A 15,615-nucleotide genomic window follows, 5' to 3' on the forward strand; every position below is an offset into this window, starting at 1 on the left:
GGAGAACAACAAATGCTGACGATCTACTCTGACGATCACCACCTGCACCACGGTCGCTGCGAACTCATCGACGGCCAGCTCAAACCTTGCTTCGAGATGCCGTCCCGCGCCGACCATGTGCTGCAACGGGTACGGAGCCAGGGCCTCGGCCCGGTGGAAGCACCGAAGGACTTTGGCCTCGAACCGATCGCCCGCATCCACAGCCGCGACTACCTCGACTTCTTCAAAGGCGCATGGGCGCGCTGGAGCGAATTCAACACCGACGGCGACCTCCTGCCCTACACCTGGCCAGCGCGCACCTTGCGCCAGGTCAAACCGACCAGCCTGCACGGCCAGCTCGGTTATTACAGTTTCGACGGCGGCGCGCCGATCACCGCCGGCACCTGGCAAGCGGCCTACAGCGCCGCGCAGGTGGCGTTGACCGCCCAGGCGGAAATCCAGCGCGGCGCCCACAGCGCCTTCGCCCTGTGTCGCCCACCGGGACACCACGCCGCCGGCGACTTGATGGGCGGTTATTGCTACCTCAACAACGCCGCCATCGCCGCTCAGGCTTTCCTCGATCAGGGCCATAAAAAAGTCGCGATCCTCGACGTCGACTATCACCACGGCAACGGCACCCAATCGATTTTCTATGAGCGCAGCGACGTGCTGTTCACCTCGATCCACGGTCACCCGGAAGCGGAGTTCCCGTTCTTCCTCGGCTACGACGACGAGCTGGGCGAAGGCGCCGGTGAAGGCTTCAACTTCAACTATCCATTGCCCGCCGGCTCGGGCTGGGATGTGTGGAGCGCGGCGCTGGATCGCGCCTGCACCGAGATCGACACCTACGGCGCCGACATCATCGTCGTGTCCCTCGGCGTCGACACCTTCAAGGACGACCCGATCTCGCAATTCAAGCTCGACAGCCCGGACTACCTGGCAATGGGCAAGCGCATCGCCGCCCTTGGCAAGCCAACCCTGTTCGTCATGGAAGGTGGCTACGCCGTGGAGGAAATCGGCATCAACGCGGTGAACGTGCTCGAAGGCTTCGAAAGCGCTCAATGAGGAAAACCACCATGAACAGACTCAAGCGCTTTATCGCCCCCACGCTGTGCGCCGCGCTGCTTGGCGGCGCGGCGCACGCCGAAGAACGCACGTTGCGCGTCTACAACTGGTTCGACTACATCACCCCCAAGACCCTGGAGGATTTCAAGGCACAGAACAGCCAGACCAAACTGGTCTACGACATCTTCGACACCAACGAAGCGCTGGAGGCCAAGTTGCTGACCGGCAACTCCGGCTATGACGTGGTGGTGCCGTCCAATGTGTTCCTCGCCAAGCAGATCGAGGCCGGGGTGTTCCAGCCGCTGGATCGCAGCCAGTTGCCGAACTGGAACCACCTCGACCCGAAACTGATGAAGCTGATCGAGGCCAACGATCCGGGCAACAAGTTCGCCGTACCGTACATGTACGGCACCATCCTGATCGGCTTCAACCCGGCCAAGGTCAAGGCTGCGCTGGGCGACAACGCACCGGTGGACAGCTGGGACCTGATCTTCAAGGAAGAAAACATCAGCAAGCTCAAGCAGTGCGGCGTGGCGCTGCTCGACTCGCCGTCGGAGATCCTGCCGCTGGCCCTGCAACACCTGGGGCTGGATCAGAACAGCAAGCAGCCGGCGGACTACGCCAAGGCTGAAGCGCTGTTGATGAAGATCCGCCCGTACGTGACCTACTTCCACTCGTCCAAGTACATGGCCGATATCGCCAACGGGGACATCTGCGTCGCGGTCGGTTACTCCGGCAGCTTCTCCCAGGCTGCCAACCGTGCCAGGGAAGCGAAGAACGGCGTGGTGGTCGACATGCGTCTGCCGAAGGAAGGCGCACCGATCTGGTTCGACATGCTCGCCATCCCGAAAGGCGCGAAGAACCCGCAGGACGCCTACACCTTCATCAACTACCTGCTGCAACCGCAGGTGATTGCGCCGGTCAGCGATTTTGTCGGTTATCCAAACCCGAACAAAGACGCCACCGGACTGGTCGATCCGGCGATCCGCAACAACCCGAACCTGTACCCGACCGACGCCGCCATGAGCACGCTCTACACCCTGCAACCGTTGCCGCGTGATGCGGAGCGGGCACGTACCCGGGCCTGGACCAAGATCAAATCCGGCACTTGAGCCATCGCCTGCGCAACACTTGCCCCGTCATCGTTCGATGACGGGGCAGCCTCCAGGGAACGCCGCCCTGCCCATCAATCTGCGGTAATTTATCGACTACCCACCCCAGGCCTTTTTCAGGCGGGCCAGCGCGTCGGCGATGTCGGCCTCCGGCACGGCGGCGAAGCCCAACACCAGGCCGGCCCGTTGATCCGGTGGGGTTTCACTGCCCGGCAACCAGTATTTGCTCAGGCCATTGACCTCGACCTCGACACCCTGCGCGAACTCGACCAACTCACACTCCCGGGCCATGCTCTCGACCCTCACGGTCAGGTGCAGCCCCGCCGCCACCGACGGCAACGGGCCGACACCCGCGACGTCCGGCCAACCGGCCAGCAAGGCATTGCGCCGACTGAGGGCCGCGCGCCGCATGCGCCGGATGTGCCGCTGGAAATGCCCGGCGGCCATGAATTCGGCCATGACCACTTGGGTGCTCACCTCCGAGTGCCGGACATCCACCGCGCGCCGTTGCGAAAACGCGTCCACCAGGCCCGGCGGCAGCACCAGATACCCCAGGCGCAGCGCCGGAAAAGCGACCTTGCCGAACGTCCCGACATACAGCACCCGACCTTGCCGATCGAGGGCCGCCAACGGCGCCAGCGGTGCGCCGGTGTAGCGATACTCGCCGTCGTAGTCGTCCTCGACGATCCAGCCCTGCGTGCGCTCGGCCCAGGCCAGCAGCTCCAGGCGCCGCGCCAGACTCATGACCACGCCGGTCGGGTATTGATGGGAAGGCGTGACGTAGGCCACGCGGCAATCACCGGCTGCCGCCAGCGCCGCGCAGTCCATGCCCTCCTCGTCCACCGCAATACCCCGCAGTTTGCCGCCGGCCACGGCAAAGGCATGACCGGCGGCGCGGTAACCGGGATTTTCGATGCCCACACCGTCGCCCGGCTCCACCAGCAACTGTGCACAAAGGCTGATGCCCTGTTGTGCGCCGCTGGTGATCACAATTTGTTCAGCCGAGCACTGCATGCCGCGCGAGCTGCGCAAATAAGCGGCGATCAGACCGCGCAAACGCCTGTCACCCGCCGGATCGCCATAACACAGCTGCTGCAAATCCGGTTTGCGCCAGAAAGCCGCATTCAGCTTGGCCCAGACGTCAAACGGGAACAGATCGAAGGCCGGCACGCCAACCCGAAATGCACGGGGCGGGCCACTGGGCGGGCGGGGTAAATGGTTATTTTCCAGGCGCTGCAACGCGCCGCTGTGGATAACTTTACTGGATGAATGCCCAGGTAATTCCGGCGAATTTGTGGATAAAGCTGTGGGTAAGCCTGTTGAAAACCCTGTGGATAATTTTGTGGATAATTTTTTGCTCGCAAGCTGCTTCTGCGGCAGTTGCGCCACATAGGTTCCGTCCCCGACTCGGCCCTCGATAAAACCCTCGGCGTAAAGCTGATCGTAGGCTCGCACGACGCTGTTGCGGGAAATTGCCAGGGCCGCCGCCAGATCGCGGCTGGCCGGCAACCGCGTGCCGCCCGCCAGTCGCCCGTCGAGCACGCGCATGCGCAGGGCCTGATAGAGCTGACGACTCAAACCCTTGCGACGATCCAGCTCGATTCCCGCCGGGTTGAACGGCAGCGACAACACGGGCGATTCAGGCATGGCAATGGACCTATGAAATTGGTCTTGAATGGCTCTTACAACAGACCAATAGCCTGCCTAGGATGCAGGCATTCGCCAAGGAAAAATTCTCCATGTACACGCCTCGCGCCTTCGCCATCGAAGACTTGTCCCAACTGCACGAACTGATCCTCGCCACCCGCCTCGCGATTCTCGTGACCCACGGCGAACACGGCTTGCAGGCCAGCCATGTGCCGGTCCTGCTGCATCGCGAACAAGGCGAGAACGGCACGCTGTACGGGCACCTGGCCAAGGCCAATCCACAGTGGAAAGACCTGCGCGACGGCGCCGAAGCGATGGTGATCTTTGCCGGCCCCGACGCCTACGTCAGCCCGGGCTTTTACCCGAGCAAGGCCGAACACGGCAAAGTCGTGCCGACCTGGAACTACATCGCCGTCCACGCCTACGGTCACGCCGAAACCTTCAGCGACGGCGGACGACTGCTCGACATCGTCAGCACCCTCACCGACCGCCACGAATCCGGCCGCGCGCAACCGTGGAAAGTCGATGACACGCCCGCCGACTACATCGACGGCATGCTCAAGGCGATCGTCGGTTTTGCCATTCCCATCGATCGTCTCGAAGGCAAGCGCAAGCTCAGCCAGAACCGCAGCCCCGCCGACATCGCCGGTGTACGCGAAGGGCTGGCCGCCAGCCCCGACGTCACCGACCAGACCCTCGCCCACTTGATGCGTTAAGGAAATCTCCATGAGTCAGATCGACATCCGCCCGGTCAACGCCGACGATCACGCGGCCTGGCTGCCCCTGTGGCAGGCTTACCTGCGTTTCTACAACACCGAACTGCCGGCCGCCGTCAGCCAGAGCACCTGGCAACGTTTTCTCGATCCCGACGAACCGACCCACGCCGCCCTCGCCTGGGCCGATGGCAAAGCGGTGGGGATGGTGCATTTCATCTACCATCGTTCGAACTGGAGTATCGAGAACTCGTGCTACCTGCAGGACTTGCTGGTTGAGCCACAGACCCGTGGCACCGGCGTCGGTCGTCTGCTGATCGAGCATGTCTACGCCACGGCCAAGGCCGACGGTTGCTGCAAGGTGCACTGGCTGACCCACGAAACCAACGCCACGGCGATCCAGCTCTACGAGCGCATCGCCGAGCGCCCGGGCTTCATCCAGTTTCGCAAAGCCATTTAAGGAACAGCGTTCATGACCACTTCACTTGCTGACTGGAAAGGCGTCGCGGCGCCTTCGACCACCCTGATCGAAGGCCGCTTCATCCGTCTGGAAAAACTCGACCCGGCGCGCCACGGCGATGACCTGTTCAACGCCCTGCAAGGCCCCGGCGCCGACCCGAAACTCTGGGATTACCTGCCTTACGGCCCGTTCCCGGAGCGCAGCGCCTTCAATGACTGGCTGAACAATCACGCGGCCCACAGCGACCCATATTTTTTCAGCATCATCGACCGCACCAGCGGCCAGGTGCAAGGCATCCTCAGCCTGATGTCGATCGTCCCGGCCCAGGGCCGTATCGAAATCGGTCACGTCACCTTCGGCGCGCCGATGCAGCGCTCGCCGAAAAGCACCGAAGCGGTGTACCTGCTGGCGAAAGAATCATTCGCCCTCGGCAACCGCCGCCTCGAATGGAAATGCAACAACGGCAACGCCCGCTCCAAATACGCCGCCGAGCGCCTGGGGTTCAGTTTTGAAGGGGTGTTCCGCCAGCACATGGTTGTCAAAGGCCAGAACCGCGACACCGCGTGGTACTCGATCCTCGACTCGGAATGGCCGGCAATTGCCGCCGGGTTCGAGCGGTGGTTGAGCGATGAGAATCAGGCGGCGGACGGGCAGGTGAAGGGATTGGTTGAGTGTCGGGGTTAAAACCCGCAAAGCAAAAGATCGCCGCCTGCGGCAGCTTCTACCTGAGTCTCATGCAGGAGCTGCCGCAGGCGGCGATCTTTTGATTTTCATTCAAGCAAGTTTCTGTGCCAGCACGGCGATGTGTTCCGGCCCGATTCCGCAGCAACCGCCCAAATGGCTGGCGCCGCGCAGTCGCCAGTCCTGCGCCCAATGCAAGTACCCCGGCGGATCAAGATCCTCGCGCAACGGGTCCAGTCCGTCATTGGCCGTCGCCTCTTTCGGCTGGGGCGGAAAAGCATTGGCGTAAGCGCCGATGTGAATCTTCACACCAAGACGCTCAAACGTGTCGCGCGCCGCATCGATCGCGACACCAATCACTTCAGGCTGGCTGCAATTGAAGAGCAATGTCTCGACACCCAGTTCGGCCGCCACCGCCGCCGCTTCGGTTACGGCTTCACCGGAGCGCAAACGCGGCACTTCATCCGTGTCCTCATCCTTCAAGGTGAAAGACAGCCAGAATGGCTTGCCATCCTTCGGCAACCCGGCATGGATCGCTCGCGCCTCGATGATCGAACTTTGGGTTTCCGCCAGCCACAGATCAACATGGGGTGCCAGACCGTTGACCAAGGGCTCCAGCAATTCAGTCACCCGCGTGGCGTCGAACAGATCCGGCCGGTAGGAGCCGAACAGCGGCGGCAACGACCCGGCCACCCGCACGTTTTTCCCCGAAGCCTGCACCGCACGCCGCGCCAGCTCACCGGCCAACGCCGCCAGCACGCGACCGTCTGCGGCGAAACGCTCCTCACCGATGTGAAACGGTACGACGGCGTAACTGTTACTGGTGATCACATGGGCACCGCTGGCAATGTAGGCGGCATGAACCGCCTCAACGGCTTGCGGGGCTTCGATCAGCGCCAACGCCGACCACTCGGGTTGCCGGAATGGCGCCCCGGCGCGTTGCAACTCACGGCCCATGCCGCCATCAAGAATTACCGTGCTTCCTGCGCCCATATGCTTTTCGCTCATATGCTTATGAAAATAACTCACTACCAGAGTAGCTCTTATAACTATTTAATACCCACCATTCCGTTAATCACAACCTATTTTTTATCAGGGACCGACCGTGAAACTACAACCGCTACTGGCCGCAGGCCTGACGATTCTGGCCATCTCCGGCCAAGCCTTTGGCGGTGTCACGCTGGATCGCGTCGAGCAGAAGAAAGAACTGGTCGGGGTCCTGATGGAAAGCTACCCGCCCTTCTCGTTTCTCAACGAGCAAAACCAGCTCGACGGCTTTGACGTTGATGTCGCCAAAGCCGTCGCGGACAAACTGGGAGTCAAGCTACGCCTCGAAACGCCGTCCTGGGATGTCATCGCGGCCGGCCACTGGAGCGGACGCTACGACATCTGTATCTGCTCCATGACCCCGAGCAAGGCCCGCGCCGAAGTCTTTGATTTTCCGGTCGAGTATTACGCCTCGCCAGCGGTAATCGTGGTCAACGCCAAGGATGATCGCATTCACGGCGCCAAGGATCTGAGCGGTAAAAAAGTAGGCCTGACCAGCGCTTCCAGCTACGAAAGTTATCTGAACAAGAATCTGGTCATCGAAGGTGCCGAAGACACGCGCCTGCAATACCCGTTCGAAGACGTGCAGATCGCGCCGTACGATACCGACAACGTGGCCTTCCAGGACCTGGGGCTGGGTGCTGGCGTGCGCCTGGATGCCGTACTGACCAACCTCGTCACCGCGCAACCACGGCTGAACGAAGACAAGCGCTTCAAGCTGGCCGGCGAGGCGCTGTACTCGGAGCCGAACTCGGTCGCCATCGAAAAGGGTGATGCGCAGTGGAATGCCAAGGTGCGCGAGGTCTTCGCCCAACTCAAACAGGACGGCACCTTGAGCAAGCTGTCGCAGAAATGGATCGGCGCCGACATCAGTAAATGACCTCTTTCCCGACACCTCCACAGCCACCGCAACCGGTGGCTGAATCACGTCTGCGACGACTCTTCGGGTTTCGCACACGCCTGTACCTGACATGGGCGGCGATGTTCTGCCTGTTCGCCGGATTCTTCCTGAGCTTCGACCTGAAGTTCTCGATCATCCTCGACAAGCTGCCCAATCTGGTCGGTCTGCACCTCGCACCCAACGGCTTCCTGCAAGGCGCGGTACTGACGCTGTTTTTGTGCCTGTGCTCGATTGTCGCTTCGTCGTTACTGGGCTTTGTCACAGCCCTCGCCCGCCTTTCGAAAAGCGCGGTGGCGTTCGGCATTGCCAGTTTTTATGCCTCGTTCTTTCGTGGCACGCCGCTGCTGATCCAGATCCTGCTGATCTACCTCGGCTTGCCGCAGCTGGGTATCGTGCCAGGCGCTGTCGTTGCCGGGATCATCGCGTTGTCACTGAACTACGGCGCCTACCTGAGCGAAATCTTCCGCGCCGGCATCCTTGGTGTTCCCTACGGCCAGCGCGAGGCTTCACTGGCACTGGGCATGCGCGAAACCGTGATTTTCTGGCGCGTCACGCTGCCTCAAGCGATGCGCACCATCATCCCGCCCACCACCAACCAATTCATTTCGATGCTCAAGGATTCGTCACTGATATCGGTAATGGGCGTGTGGGAAGTGATGTTTCTGGCGCAGTCATACGGACGCTCCAGCTATCGCTACATCGAGATGCTGACGACCGCTGCCATCATTTACTGGGTAATGTCGATCGGGCTGGAGTTGATACAGGCGCGGATGGAGCGACATTACGGGAAGGCGTATCTGCGACGTGAATGAGATGAAGGGGCGAATGACCTGGCAATCCGACAACGTCCGGAAAATTCGTAGGAAAGGGCACCGCGACAACGGGGCAAGACGAGCGCTTTCAACATCACAGGACATTTTCCGCAGAACAGAAAGCGATGTGCCCCGCGTCGCTGCAAGAAGCGGCTGACAGCCGCCACCTGGCCCGTCTTCGTACAGTTTGGCTTCCTGAAATCGGAGGTCGCACTGGATGCTCATTCAACACAGATACAAGCTCCAACATCTTGTCCTGGCAGTGGCACTGGCCGTCGGCTGTGCCGGGGTTTCGCAGGCCGAGCAAGTGGAACCGCAGGTCGATGTGGAGGTGAAACCCAAGAAAAAGCGCAAGAACGCCGCCAAGTCCACACCGCCCATTGCTGGCTCTGACGAGCCGAGCGCCCAGCTCGAGCAGACACCTTCTTCTCCCGCCCCATCAATTGACGCCCAGGTGACTGCGACAGCAGAACCCATCGTTGCCCGCGCGCCCATCGTATTCGATGAGGCCTTCTACGAAGCGGTGGGGTTCGATCATCCCACGCCAACGAATGCTAGCGTCGCCACAGAAAACAACTTCGACAGTTTTCAGCACGCCTACACCACCCAGCACACCCCGCTTTCAGAAAGACTCGAAAACAACGAAGGCCTGTCCCTGCAGCTGGGCGAGGCCGATGATCTGCTCGTGATCAACAACGGCGCCCGGTGGGACGGACTCATTGACGGCGGCGCCGGCCAGAACGGTTTGCTGCTGAACGCCCGAGAAGGTGGCGAGATCGGCAGGACGAACAACTTCAAAGAGGTACGGGTCGCCAAAGGGGCCTGGACCCTCGGCCATGATTTCAACGGTAGCGCCGAGGTCAAGGCCGGCGCGGCGCTGGTGAACAATGGCTCGATCAAAGGAGATGCCCTTGTTGACCCCTCGGCGACCTATGCCGGTAACGGCGATGTGCAGAACCTGTACGTGAACGGCGCCCTGCTCGCCCTGAAAGACAACGGCCCAACCATCAGGGGCAACCTGGCGTTATCCAGAGGCGCAGAGGTGATCTACGTGGTGTCGGCCAGCGAGGGCGCCTCGCCCATCGTGGTCAACGGGACCGCGACCCTCGGCAATGCCACGCTGAACGTTCTTGGCATACCGGGTGACCATGCGCCCCGTACTGACTACACGGTATTGAATGCCGGCAAGATTGAAGGTGAGTTCGGGCAGGTCAAAAGCAGTCTGGCTTTCATGACCCCGACGCTGGCCTACTCTGATACTCAAGCGACGCTGACCTATGCCCGCAACGATGTGCGCTTTGAAGATGTTTCCGGCTCAAAAAACGCTCAAGCGCTCGGCAAAAGCATTGATGAACCACAGGCCCGGCCAAGCGCAGCCAAGCCTGACGCTCAGAAGTCCCAGGCGCCCCAGCCCCAAACGTCCCGGCCAGCGGCGTTGACTCACGCGGCAACCTCTCCCGCCACGGCTGCGGCGTCGTCCATTCCAGGCAACGCAGCCGTCGCCGCCCTGCTCACCTCCGACAAAGCCACGGCCGTCATCGCCCTCGAACAATTGGCCGGCAGCGGCAACGCCAACCTCGCAAAGGCAACCCTGAGCAGTGTTACTCCGGTCAACGCCAGCCTGCTCTCGGCCATGCACCAGCTCGACAACTTCCACGGCAGCCAAAGAAACGCACCACGCCACGCGGCAGGCAGCGCAGACACCGGCAGAGTCTGGCTTCAGGCCCTGGGGCACGGAGGCAAGCTGGATCGTGACGTGGAGCCCATGCAGCACACCACCAAGGGCCTGCTGGTGGGCGCGGATTGGCGCCTCAATGAAGCATGGCGACTGGGGGTCATGGGCGGCACGTCCGATACCCGGATGGACAGCCGCGAACTGGACGGCGAACTCGACAGTTGGCACCTCGGCGCTTACGCGTTGCGCCAGTCCGGACCGATGTCGCTACGGCTCGGCGCGACTTGGAGCAGCCACGAGGGCAGCACCCGACGCCAAGTCGCTTTCGGCCGATTCACCGATCGCCTCAAGGGCAACTACGACGCCAGCACCCAGCAAGCCTTCGCCGAACTGGGCTACAACCTGGGACGAGGCGGTGTCCGTCTCGAGCCTTTCGCCAGCGTCGGTTACCAGCGCTATCAACACGATGGCTATACCGAGAACGGCGGAGCGGCGGCGCTCAAGGTGCAGGATCAAACCCAGGGCAACCTGAACAGCACATTCGGCCTGCGCCTGGCAAAAGTCGCCACCCTGGATAACGGCATGCGCCTGACGCCACGGTTCAGCGCTGGCTGGAAACACGTTTACGGCGACACTGAAACCAGCACTCGCCAACGCCTGGTTACCGGCGGTCGCGACTACACCCTGTATGGCGCCGAGCTGGATCGCAATAGCTTGACGCTCGACACCGGGCTGGATCTGAGCGTATCGACCCACCACACCCTGGGACTCGGCCTGACTGGAGAGATCGGCACCGACAGCCGCAATCACGGCATTTCCGGCCAGTGGCGAATGGCGTTCTGAGGCAGGTTTCTGTGGGGGCGGCGGCTCCCGCAGACAAAAAAAGGGGAGCACATGCTCCCCCGAGGTTTAAAGCGTTGTAATCGCGGCCGTTATCTCAGCCTTCGATCTCGATCAGGATTTCGCCCGGGTTCACCCGGTCACCCTTGGCGACGTGGATGGCGGTGACCTTGCCGGCAATCGCTGCCTGGACTTCGGTTTCCATCTTCATCGCTTCGGTGATCAGCACGGCCTGACCGGCCTTGACGTTGTCGCCTTCCTTGACCAGCACATCGACGATGTTGCCCGGCATGGTGGTGCTGACATGGCCCGGAGCCGAAGCCTGTTTGCGTTTGCTGCTGCCACCGCCGACGAATTCGTTGAGCGGCTCGAACACCACTTCTTCCGGCATGCCATCGATGGACAGATAGAAATGACGCTTGCCTTCAGCCTTGACGCCGACACCGGTGATGTCCACGCGGTAGGTCTCGCCGTGAACGTCGATGACGAACTCGGTCGGCACGCCTTCGCCGCCCGCCGAGGCCACCTTGCCTGCCTCTGGAATCGGCAGCAGCACTTCCGGCGTGAGGGTGCCGGCGGCACGCTCCTCGAGGAACTTGCGCCCGATGTCCGGGAACATGGCGAAGGTCAGCACGTCTTCCTCAGACTTGGCCAGTGCGCCGATGTCGGCACGCAGCTTGGTCATTTCCGGCTTGAGCAGGTCCGCCGGACGTACATCGATCACTTCCTCGCTGCCGATGGCCTGACGACGCAGCTTTTCGTCCACGGTGCCCGGCGCCTTGCCGTAGCCACCTTGCAGGTAAAGCTTCACTTCGTTGGTGATGGTCTTGTAGCGCTCACCGGCCAGCACGTTGAAGAACGCCTGGGTACCGACGATCTGCGAAGTCGGGGTCACCAGCGGCGGGAAGCCGAGGTCTTCACGTACTCGCGGGATCTCCGCCAGCACTTCGTTCATGCGGTTGAGCGCGCCCTGCTCTTTCAACTGGTTGGCGAGGTTGGAGATCATCCCGCCCGGAACCTGGTTGACTTGAACACGGGTATCAACGGCAGTGAATTCGCTTTCGAACTGGTGGTACTTCTTGCGCACGGCGTAGAAGTACAGGCCGATTTCCTGCAACAGTTCCAGATCCAGGCCGGTATCGAATTCGCTGCCCTTGAGGGCCGCGACCATCGATTCGGTGCCCGGGTGACTCGTGCCCCAGGCGAAGCTGGAGATCGCGGTGTCGATGTGGTCGGCGCCGTTTTCGATCGCCTTCATCTGACACATTGCGGCGAGGCCGGCGGTGTCGTGGGAATGGATGAACACCGGCAGCGATTGCTCGGCCTTCAAGGCTTTGACCAGCTCGCCGGTGGCATACGGGGTCAGCAGGCCGGCCATGTCCTTGATCGCCACCGAGTCGCAACCCATGGCTTCCATCTGCTTGGCTTGCGCGACGAAGGCCTCGATGGTGTGTACCGGGCTGGTGGTGTAGGCGATGGTGCCCTGGGCGTGTTTGCCGGCAGCCTTCACCGCTTCGATCGCCACGCGCAGGTTACGCACGTCGTTCATCGCGTCGAAGATGCGGAACACGTCGATGCCGTTGACCGCAGCCTTGGCGACGAAGGCCTTGACCACGTCGTCGCTGTAGTGACGATAGCCCAGCAGGTTCTGCCCGCGCAGCAACATTTGCAGACGGGTGTTGGGCAGCGCGGCGCGCAGCTGGCGCAGGCGCTCCCACGGGTCTTCCTTCAGAAAACGTACGCAGGCGTCGAACGTCGCGCCGCCCCAGACTTCCAGCGACCAGTAGCCAACTTTGTCGAGTTTGTCGCAGATCGGCAGCATGTCTTCGGTGCGCATGCGGGTGGCGAGCAGCGATTGGTGGGCGTCGCGCAGGATGGTGTCGGTTACAAAGATCTTCTTGCTCATTGTTCTATTCCTCACAGGCCTGCGTGGGCGGCGATGGCGGCGGCGATGGCCAGGGCCAGCTCCTCGGGTTTGCGCTTGATCGAGTAGTTGGTCAGTTCCGGGTGGCTTTCGACGAAGCTGGTATTGAACTGGCCGCTACGGAATTCCGGGTTGCGCAGGATTTCCTGGTAGTACGCGGCAGTGGTCTTGACCCCTTGCAGGCGCATATCGTCGAGGGCGCGCAGGCCCCGATCCATCGCCTCTTCCCAGGTCAAGGCCCAGACCACCAGTTTCAGGCACATCGAGTCGTAGAACGGTGGAATGGTGTAACCGGTGTAAATCGCCGTGTCGGTGCGCACGCCCGGGCCGCCGGGGGCGTAGTACCGGGTGATCTTGCCGAAGCTCGGCAGGAAGTTGTTTTTCGGGTCTTCGGCGTTGATCCGGAACTGCAAGGCAAAACCGCGATGCTGGATGTCTTCCTGTTTAACCGACAGCGGCAGGCCGGAGGCGATGCGGATCTGTTCACGGACGATGTCGATCCCGGTGATTTCTTCGGTGATGGTGTGTTCCACCTGCACCCGGGTGTTCATCTCCATGAAGTACACCTCGCCCTCGGCGAGCAGGAACTCCACGGTGCCGGCGTTCTCGTAGCCCACAGCCTTGGCCGCGCGCACCGACAGGTCGCCGATGTAGGCCCGCTGTTCCGGAGTCAGTTGCGGGCTCGGGGCGATCTCGATCAGCTTCTGGTTGCGGCGCTGGATCGAGCAATCACGCTCGAACAGATGCACCACGTTGCCGAAGCTGTCGCCGAGAATCTGCGCTTCGATGTGTTTCGGGTTGACGATGCATTTTTCCAGGAACACTTCCGCCGAACCGAAGGCCTTGGTGGCTTCGGAAATCACGCGAGGGAAGTTCTGTTCGAGTTCTTCACGGCTGTTGCAACGACGGATACCGCGACCGCCGCCACCGGAAGTGGCCTTGAGCATCACCGGATAACCAATGCGGTCGCCCTCGGCCAGCGCTTCCTCGATACCCGAGACGTTGCCTTCGGTGCCCGGCGTGACCGGTACGCCAGCCTTGATCATGCTGCGGCGCGCTTCGGTCTTGTCGCCCATGCGGCGAATGACTTCCGCCGATGGGCCAATGAATTTGATTCCGCGTTCGGCGCAGATGTCTGCCAGTTCGGCGTTTTCCGAAAGGAAGCCGTAGCCAGGGTGCAGCGCATCGCAGCCGGTTTCCACGGCCAGATTCACCAGCTTGCGCGGGTTCAGGTAACCGGCCAGCGGCTCGGCACCAATGCTGTGGGCCTCGTCCGCACGCTTCACATGCAAGGCATGCCGGTCAGCGTCGGAAAAAATCGCTACCGAGCGAATGCCCATCTCGGCGCAGGCACGCACGATTCGTACGGCAATCTCACCACGGTTGGCGATCAGGATCTTTGTTATCACTTGGAGGTTCCCTTGAGCCGGTGGTACCCACGACCTGCTAGACCCAGGTCGACGCGTGACCAAATGTTTCAATTTGGTCGCCGCTTCACACTAGCGCTCACAAGGGATTAACAAAAATGAATAAAAATTGGGTCGTGCATAAGTAAAGACTTATAGTCAACGCATCAGCCAGCGGCCAGAGTCGGTAGAAAATGCGTAAGTCTTTGATGCGTATGACATTGCGTCAATTGCAGATCTTCAACGAGGTGTGTGATTTACGCTCCTACAGCCGAGCGGCTGAAGAAATGTCTCTCACGCAACCGGCCGTCAGCCTACAGATTCGTCAACTGGAAGAGCTGATCGGCCAGCCATTGTTCGACTACGTCGGCAAAAAACTCTACATGACCGAAGCCGCCGAAGCCTTGCAACGGGCGAGCCGGGACATCTTCGGGCGCCTGGAAAACCTCGACATGCAGCTTTCGGACATGCAGGGCTCGCTGCAAGGCCAATTGAAACTGGCAGTGGAGTCCAGTGCCAAATACTTCGTGCCGCACCTGTTCGCCGCATTCAAGCGCCAGCATCCGGAAGTGAACCTGCAATTGACGGTGGTCAATCGGGGCCAGGTGATCCGCCGCCTCTCCGATAACCGCGACGATCTGGTGATCATGTCCATGGTGCCGCAGGACATGGGCCTGGAATTCCTGCCGTTCCTCAACAATCCGATTGTCGCCGTGGCACCGCCGGATCATCCGTTGTCACACATGGGGCCGCTGCGCTTACAGGATCTGGAGCCCTACACCTTGCTGATTCGCGAACCGGGCTCAGGCACGCGCATGGCCTGCGAAGAGTACTTCAAGGAGAAGCGCGTGCACTTCACCCAGACTCAGGAAGTGGCCTCGGCCGAAGCTCAGCGAGAGTGTGTCGTGGCGGGTCTGGGCGTGGCGCTGTTGACGCGCCACGCCCTGAACCTGGAGCTGGCGACCGGCGGCCTGGTGGAACTGCCGGTCGAGGAGTTACCGCTGTTTCGCAGTTGGTGCCTGGTGCAAGCCAAGGCCAAACGACTGTCACCAGTGGCGCACGCCTTCCTGGCATTTGTCCGCAGCGAGCGGATCCAGATCAGCGCGCTGGTTGAGCGCTTCGACGGGAAGCGGTCGGCGCTGCCTGCCAATGGTGGAGGGTGATTTCCTCGGGAAAATCGCCGATCTCGGCCTGAAGCTGGCGAAGTTCGAAGCGATCTTCGATAGCGCGGCGAAACTCCATGCGGCGCTGGTCTTCCTGCTGACGACGGGTTTTCGCGGCGCTGTTGCGTTCTTCGTAGGGCTGAGCCATTTCGAGTCTCCCAAGGCGAGTACGGGAGTTTCACGATAGGCG

14 protein-coding genes are annotated in these 15,615 nt (G+C 61.5%); 9 read left to right on the forward strand and 5 right to left on the reverse strand.

The window, feature by feature from the left end:
* Positions 1-12 precede the first annotated feature (12 nt).
* Positions 13-1,044, forward strand: coding sequence for a histone deacetylase family protein (locus N8H74_RS02620; RefSeq protein ID WP_262146077.1), 1,032 nt, complete (start codon positions 13-15; stop codon positions 1,042-1,044).
* 11 nt (positions 1,045-1,055) lie between these two features.
* Entirely contained in the window at positions 1,056-2,156 is a 1,101-nt protein-coding gene (locus N8H74_RS02625; RefSeq protein WP_262146078.1) for a polyamine ABC transporter substrate-binding protein, read from the forward strand.
* Positions 2,157-2,252: 96 nt separating this feature from the next.
* Here N8H74_RS02625 and N8H74_RS02630 read toward each other — a convergent pair whose 3' ends face one another.
* Positions 2,253-3,803 carry a PLP-dependent aminotransferase family protein gene (locus tag N8H74_RS02630; RefSeq protein WP_262146080.1) on the reverse strand — a complete coding sequence of 517 codons (1,551 nt, stop codon included), beginning with the start codon at positions 3,801-3,803 and terminating at the stop codon, positions 2,253-2,255.
* A gap of 92 nt (positions 3,804-3,895) precedes the next feature.
* Here N8H74_RS02630 and N8H74_RS02635 point away from each other — a divergent pair, with 92 nt between their 5' ends.
* Genes N8H74_RS02635 through N8H74_RS02645 form a run of 3 tightly spaced genes read left to right on the forward strand, consistent with a single transcriptional unit; the run spans position 3,896 to position 5,660 of the window.
* Positions 3,896-4,519, forward strand: a complete 624-nt coding sequence (locus N8H74_RS02635; protein ID WP_262146081.1) for an FMN-binding negative transcriptional regulator — start codon at positions 3,896-3,898, stop codon at positions 4,517-4,519.
* 10 nt (positions 4,520-4,529) lie between these two features.
* Entirely contained in the window at positions 4,530-4,976 is a 447-nt protein-coding gene (locus tag N8H74_RS02640) for a GNAT family N-acetyltransferase (RefSeq protein ID WP_217829158.1), read from the forward strand.
* Positions 4,977-4,988: 12 nt separating this feature from the next.
* Entirely contained in the window at positions 4,989-5,660 is a 672-nt protein-coding gene (locus N8H74_RS02645) for a GNAT family protein (protein WP_217829157.1), read from the forward strand.
* Positions 5,661-5,750: 90 nt separating this feature from the next.
* On the opposite strand, the gene N8H74_RS02650 is transcribed toward N8H74_RS02645, so the two are convergent.
* On the reverse strand, positions 5,751-6,650 hold the full coding sequence (locus N8H74_RS02650) for a homocysteine S-methyltransferase family protein (RefSeq protein WP_262146083.1): 900 nt from the start codon (positions 6,648-6,650) through the stop codon (positions 5,751-5,753).
* A 112-nt stretch (positions 6,651-6,762) separates the two neighbouring features.
* On the opposite strand from N8H74_RS02650, the gene N8H74_RS02655 reads away from it, so the two are divergent.
* The 3 genes from N8H74_RS02655 to N8H74_RS02665 all read left to right on the forward strand — a co-directional run bounded on the left by N8H74_RS02655 (position 6,763) and on the right by N8H74_RS02665 (position 10,935).
* On the forward strand, positions 6,763-7,584 hold the full coding sequence (locus tag N8H74_RS02655) for an ABC transporter substrate-binding protein (protein WP_217829155.1): 822 nt from the start codon (positions 6,763-6,765) through the stop codon (positions 7,582-7,584).
* Complete coding sequence (locus N8H74_RS02660) at positions 7,581-8,417, forward strand: amino acid ABC transporter permease (protein WP_262146084.1); 837 nt, start codon at positions 7,581-7,583, stop codon at positions 8,415-8,417. Before N8H74_RS02655 ends, N8H74_RS02660 begins: the two co-directional genes overlap by 4 nt.
* 217 nt (positions 8,418-8,634) lie before the next feature.
* Positions 8,635-10,935 carry an autotransporter outer membrane beta-barrel domain-containing protein gene (locus N8H74_RS02665; protein WP_262146085.1) on the forward strand — a complete coding sequence of 767 codons (2,301 nt, stop codon included), beginning with the start codon at positions 8,635-8,637 and terminating at the stop codon, positions 10,933-10,935.
* Positions 10,936-11,029: 94 nt separating this feature from the next.
* Here the strand turns inward: N8H74_RS02665 and oadA are convergent, their stop codons facing one another.
* Together oadA and N8H74_RS02675 are read right to left on the reverse strand one after the other, a co-directional pair.
* The gene (oadA, locus tag N8H74_RS02670; protein ID WP_262146086.1) at positions 11,030-12,838 is read right to left on the reverse strand and encodes a sodium-extruding oxaloacetate decarboxylase subunit alpha; all 1,809 of its coding nucleotides are present in this window, start codon (positions 12,836-12,838) and stop codon (positions 11,030-11,032) included.
* An 11-nt stretch (positions 12,839-12,849) separates the two neighbouring features.
* A complete protein-coding gene (locus N8H74_RS02675) occupies positions 12,850-14,265 on the reverse strand; it encodes an acetyl-CoA carboxylase biotin carboxylase subunit (RefSeq protein WP_041073867.1) in 1,416 nt (471 codons plus the stop codon).
* Between the two features lie 191 nt (positions 14,266-14,456).
* On the opposite strand from N8H74_RS02675, the gene N8H74_RS02680 reads away from it, so the two are divergent.
* Positions 14,457-15,425 (forward strand): LysR family transcriptional regulator, encoded by a 969-nt coding sequence (locus tag N8H74_RS02680; protein WP_262146088.1) that lies wholly within the window; start codon positions 14,457-14,459, stop codon positions 15,423-15,425.
* Here N8H74_RS02680 and N8H74_RS02685 read toward each other — a convergent pair.
* Positions 15,361-15,573: a hypothetical protein gene (locus N8H74_RS02685; RefSeq protein WP_217829150.1), complete on the reverse strand. Its 213-nt coding sequence runs from the start codon at positions 15,571-15,573 to the stop codon at positions 15,361-15,363. The two genes, N8H74_RS02680 and N8H74_RS02685, sit on opposite strands and share 65 nt — an antisense overlap.
* Positions 15,574-15,615 lie beyond the last annotated feature (42 nt).

Origin of the sequence: Pseudomonas sp. B2M1-30 (assembly GCF_025447575.1) — a bacterium.
Taxonomy (GTDB): Bacteria; Pseudomonadota; Gammaproteobacteria; order Pseudomonadales; family Pseudomonadaceae; genus Aquipseudomonas; species Aquipseudomonas botevensis.